This window comes from Candidatus Marivariicella framensis, assembly GCF_982709265.1.
The window spans coordinates 1-5,102 of record NZ_CEXPNT010000043.1; the positions used below are offsets into that span (position 1 = coordinate 1).

The following is a 5,102-nucleotide window of genomic DNA, read 5'->3' on the forward strand; positions in this document are numbered from 1 at the left end:
TTTAGACCTAGTGGGGTAGTTATTTAAACTCTTGGAACAGCTTTTTTAGTATGGATTATATATGGATAGAAAGTGCAATTTAAAGCTTAAAAAACGTGACTAATTCGGCACTAAGGAAACGTTGTTTATGAATACACCCGTGCCAAAAGTCCCATCATAATTCCCCGCCTTTATTCCAATAAAGATTGTTCCATTCGAGGTTAAATTTGAACTGGCAAACGTGACGTCTCCATTGGAGTCAATTAAGGAATCAGAAGGCAAGGGACAGCCATTGGTTACAATGTCAAAAATTGATCCTTCAAAGGAATTAACTCCACAATTTTCATTGTTTCCAAAACTTTTCACAAATATTTGAGCGCCATTTGATGTGTAATCATCTCCACTGGCACTCTCAATTGGATCATCTGTTCCAAAATAAATCTCAACCCAAGAATTTGCTGTTCCTCCGCTTCTTAAATAAATATCGAATCTATAGCCAACTCCGGATTCTACAGGAACTTCTTGCCAAATAATTGCATTAGAGTAGCTTACACCTTGAACACTTCTAAAAGCAAATTCTCCATTTACAAAACCATGGTTTACTTCATTGTCAGAGTTAATCCATAGCTGTCTATATTGCCATGCATTTGTGTCATCCATAGCTCCATCCAAAATTAAATTATCCGAAATAGTAGAAGTCGAAGTTCCTGAATCACCTTCATCTATTTCAGAAGCCTCACCTACATTAAAGGAAAAAATATTTGAGAAAGATTTACTACCTGTTTGATCGATGGTAACAACCTGCCAATAGTAAGTTTTATAAGCCTCAACAACTATATCAAAACTATTCCCAGTCAATGTCCCCTTAATAGAGGTGGGAGGATACTCGGTATTCATTAAAATTTGATGCTCTATAATATCATTGTTTAAATCGCTTGAAGTCCACTGGAGTGTGACTTGACCTGCCGGTAGGTTTGAATCATGCAATGGGGAGACAAGTTCTGCTTGAAAAGGAATATTGTTTTCTGTAGGAATACCTGCATTATAAAAGGTCCAGACTGGACTTTGAGCATCGACTGAAGAACTATTTTTGTGTGAAATCACATACCAACTATAAGTTTTTCCTCGGACTAAGGTAACAGTCGCTTCTGGAGAAGTTATATTTACTATTTGAATTGTACTTTCTTCAATAAGAGTGACATTAAGCGTATAGTTATCTGTATTTTCGGAGGGATTCCATCGAAAAGTAACTTCGCTTTGTGTTGAGGAGAGCACATTTCCTTCATTACACTCAGTATTATTTTCAGGAAATACTAAAACAGCAGGTGCAGGAGTCAATTCTTCATTATTATCTTTAGAACAACTTATTAAAGCAACTAATATAAGAGAGAAAACGAAAGACAAAGTATTTTTCATTTTTTCACTATTTTATACATAAAGGTTTTCTTGCCTTTTGTTAATTTCATAATATAAAATCCTTTAGGAACATCAGAAACATCAATTTTAGCAGAACCATTCAGTAAGATTGAATAGATCATATTCCCCAATATATCATACAGTTCAATTTTGGATCTTTCCGGCCTTAAAACCCCCATCTGGATATTCATGAAATCTCCATAAATTGGATTGGGTGACACTTTTGGGAAATCAACTAAGATCATTTCTTCTTCATAAATTCCTTGACAAACCAAATCAGTTTTAATAGTTAAACTATTCTTTTCACTTGATAAGGGGAGCTGAATATAACTTTCTGTTGTACTGTACTCTTTTTTATTTAATTTAATATAATAAGTATTTGCTCCTTTTAAATTCAAGGATAATTGATAGGTGTCAGGATTAACAATTGAACTAACCGATAAAGGGTTAGGTTGTTTGACAACGACCGTGAAACACTGTTGAACAGTGGGAGCGTCTGTAAGCTGAATACATAAACTATAATTCCCTGCTTGTAATTCTGAAAAATCTGTAGAGGAAGTAAAGCTTTTAGCAATCTCATTTCCATTAAACAAGAGGATAGCAGTAAAATTATCTGTTTGAGTGGCCGAAATAAAAAGCCGACCATTATTGCTTGATGCACAGGCTTCATTTTCAACCCTAAGTGTAAAATTATTAATAGGGATAGGGACCAAAGAACATCCTTGTTCATCAACAAAAGAAATTATGGATGTATTTGGGCATTGGTCCAGCACATCATTCACACCATCTTCATCAGAATCTGGATAAGTAATTTCAATCCAATTCAAGTTAAAATCACCATTAATAACTTTTATTCTCAAGATATAATTTCCAGCTGGCAATTGAATTTTTCCAATAGTATTCTTCCAGTTTTGCCAACCTTGAGTAACTGGAAATAGCATTTCTAATAAGTGGGTTTCAACACCTTCTGAAGAGACGATATAAAAGGCTACCCTGCCTGAATTTGATTCTGCTGCAACGCGGGCTTTTATATCGTATTCATAAGGAGCTGCAACTTCGACTAAATAATCCATATAATCTCCAGGATTAGTGTAACCAATATTAAAACCTCCACCTGTATCAGTGGTAGATTCAGTTTCAATACCAAACATATAATAATAACTTTCCGATTCTATTTTTCCAGGAATTTGAAACAATTGTGGAACTTTATTTACAATGACCAATTGGCTGAATTGTTCTAATACAGTTCCTTGAGAAGTCAAAATAGAATTACCACTATAATCCAATTGAATTTGATCACTATGGATCAAGGGTTCGGATAACGTTAAATAAAATGCCCTTTGTTTGTCATCTTGTGAAGTAATAGAAATAATCTCTCTTGATTCACCATTAACTTCCAAAGAAAAATTTTGTAAAGCAGACGCAAGAGTTGATTTATCAATATTTTGATTAACCAAAATTTGAATACGACTTACATCTGCATCCGTTTCAGCACTTAAAACTTTAAAGTCAATCGAACTCAATGTTCCTGTTTTTTCAAACATTAAATTAGAAATATTGAAAGAAGTAGTTCCATCAAATTCTAACCTCAGTGTATGGATTCCCTGTTCCATTACAATATCAGTAAACGATTGTGTGATAAATTCATCCCATTCACCTGATGCTTCTGTACTTAGTATACTCGTAATTGGTTCATTGTCTAATTCCAAATGAAATTTACCTCCTGCTTCCAAAGCAGCTATTCTCGAATCCATCCTATAAACAGCAGATTCTAATACGGTCAAAGTATAATTCATCCACTCTCCTTGTTTGGTAAATCCAACATGGTATCCGTTGCTATAGAGATTATCATTATTAGTTTCGATATCAACCCCATCATTGCGATAAACCCAACCTGAATTCCACGCTTGAAAACTACCAGTAGAAAGTTGATAATTTGCATCATCAACATCAAAATAGGCTATTCCACTTCTTCCCATATCATAATCAGACATATTAATGGTTCCTGGAATTTGGTGTGATGTGAAGGGAAGTGTTTGATCGGTTGAAACCTGCCGAATTTGAGAATCTGGCACATCTTTCTGATAATCACATTGAGAACTATTTGTGCTATTAGCTAATTCCATCATAATTGAAAATGCTTCATCGGCTGATGGCCTTGGTGCGTTTCCTCTCCAATATTCTAAAATATTTTTATACCCTTCTGAAAAACCTATAGAATAAGGACTTACAATTGTTTCAATTCGTTTCATAGGCCACCACGACCATCCTATATTATTATCTTCAAATAGCTTTATAGCATCTCTAAACCAAACATTCGAATTTTCACCAGCTTCTCCCATCCATAATGGAACATTATTTTCTTCTCTTAGATCAAGTACCCACTGTATAGATTCTATTGAATTCTCGCTCCAATACTTATGAAAACTATATACCATATTGTTATCCCAAGGAGGAGTTAGCCCATTAAAATCATTTGCAAAACTATTACCTTCAATAAAAATTATATGATCCGTATCTTCAGCTCGAATGGCAGCTGTAATATCCTGATAAAGAGTTCTTAATGCCCCATTATTATTTGGCAGTCCCCAATTTACTTCATTCAATAAATCATAACCACCAATCCAGGCTTCATTTTTATATCTATTTGCCAATCGTTGCCATAGGGCTATAGTTTTATTTTTGTTTTGATCACTTTCCCAAAGTGAAGGTAAATCAGAATCATAATCTGATATAGCTGCATTTGCCCCTTGACCGCCTGGCGCTGCATGTAAGTCAAGAATAAGATACATTTGATTTGCTTCACACCAATCAAGCAAGTCATCAATCATAGTAAAACCTTTGGTTAACCATGTGTTTTCTCCAACAATAGGTTCCTCTTGAATGGGAAGTGTAAATAAATTATAATGCATAGGAACACGAACACTATTAAATCCCCAAGCAGCTAATGAATCAATATCAGATCGGGTTACATGATTCTCTTGCCAGCGATCAAAAAATGTATTTGTCTTATCAACTCCAAAAAGATCTACCAGACGTTCACGAAATTCATGTTGAGTGTCTGCCACATCAGAGGACTGCATCATGTATCCTTCCATTAACATCCATCCTCCTAATCCCATTCCTCGGAGAATAACTTCGTTTCCTTGTTGATTAACAATATTTTTTCCTTGGGATCTCAATCCTTGACCCGATAAATTAATAGAATAAAAAAGGAGAAGCAAAAAAATTAAATTTATTCTCATAATACATGTAATGTCATATAATAAATGTCAAAAGTTTGAGTGTGCAAAAATAAATAATATGCGGGAAATTAATAAAAATTTTATGACGCTGAATATAATAATAATTTAATCCCTATTTATTGTAAATTGTAAGTCTATATATGAATAAATTTAAAAACTTAATTGTTCTAGGCCCACTTGTCTATGCAATCCATCATTTTGAAGAACACATAATATTTAATTTTATAGAGTGGAAATTACAATATTTTCAACATTCAGCAGCTGTATTATCTACTGAAGCAATTTTATCTATATTAACCTGCATCCTAGTCGTATTTGCCCTTCTTCATTTGGTTAAAAATAATAGAGCCAGCGCGCATGTAGTTTTGTTTATATTATTTGCGATTCAAGTTGTTAATGCATTTTACCATATTTTCTTTAGTTTTTACTTTAGTGATTTTAGTCCTGGCACAGTCACTGCAG

3 protein-coding genes are annotated in these 5,102 nt (G+C 33.9%); 1 reads left to right on the forward strand and 2 read right to left on the reverse strand.

Features of this window, described 5'->3' with window-relative positions:
• Positions 1-99 precede the first annotated feature (99 nt).
• Positions 100-1,395 carry a hypothetical protein gene (locus AC34EU_RS08665; RefSeq protein WP_489667094.1) on the reverse strand — a complete coding sequence of 432 codons (1,296 nt, stop codon included), beginning with the start codon at positions 1,393-1,395 and terminating at the stop codon, positions 100-102.
• Positions 1,392-4,619, reverse strand: coding sequence for a carbohydrate-binding protein (locus AC34EU_RS08670; protein WP_489696217.1), 3,228 nt, complete (start codon positions 4,617-4,619; stop codon positions 1,392-1,394). The genes AC34EU_RS08665 and AC34EU_RS08670 overlap by 4 nt, the downstream gene beginning before the upstream one ends.
• Positions 4,620-4,780: 161 nt before the next feature.
• Here AC34EU_RS08670 and AC34EU_RS08675 point away from each other — a divergent pair.
• Positions 4,781-5,102: HXXEE domain-containing protein (locus AC34EU_RS08675; protein WP_489696218.1), on the forward strand; the 322-nt coding region annotated here is incomplete at its 3' end.